The 585-nt window shown below is 55.2% G+C and carries 1 pseudogene; it reads left to right on the forward strand.

Annotated elements, in window-relative coordinates:
• Nucleotides 1-585, forward strand: a pseudogene (locus ACTHUF_RS11035) (hypothetical protein); the annotation flags it as partial.

Consider the following 585-nt stretch of genomic DNA (forward strand, 5'->3'; position numbering starts at 1 on the left):
TGGTGGGTGGGGTGTGGGGGTTGTGGTGTGGGGGGTGTTTGGGTGTTGTTTTGGTGGTGTTTGTTGTGGGTTGTGTTGTGGGGGGGTTTGTGTTGGTGTGGTGTGTTGGGTTGGGGGTGGTTTGGTTGTGTTTTTGTGGGGTGTTGTTGGTGTGTGGGGGGTTTTGTTTTGGTTGTGGGGGTTGTTTTTTGGGGTTGTGTTGTTGTTGGGTGGTGGTGGTGTTGTGTTGGTTTTGTTTGGGGGGGTGGTTGGTGGGGTGTGTTTTGGTGTGGTTGGGTGGGGTGTTGGTGTGTTGTGTGGTCGTGTGGGTGGGTTGGGTGTGGTTGGGTTGGTTGTTTGGTGGTTTGGTTTTGGTTGTGTTGTTGTGTGGTTGTTGGGTGTGGGGGGTGTTGTTGGGGTTGGGGGTGTTGTTGGCTGTGTTGCGGCTTTGGGGGTGTGTGTGGTGGGGGGTGGTTTGGTTGGGTTGTGGGGGGTTTTGGGTGGCGGTGTGTTGGTTGGTTGTGGGTTGTTGTTGGGTGGTGGTGGTTGTTTGGGGGTTGTTTTGGTTGGTGGGTGGGTTGAGTTGGTTGGTGGTGGTGTTGGTGG

This window comes from Neisseria sp. P0024.S006 (genome assembly GCF_051956595.1).
Lineage (GTDB): Bacteria > Pseudomonadota > Gammaproteobacteria > Burkholderiales > Neisseriaceae > Neisseria.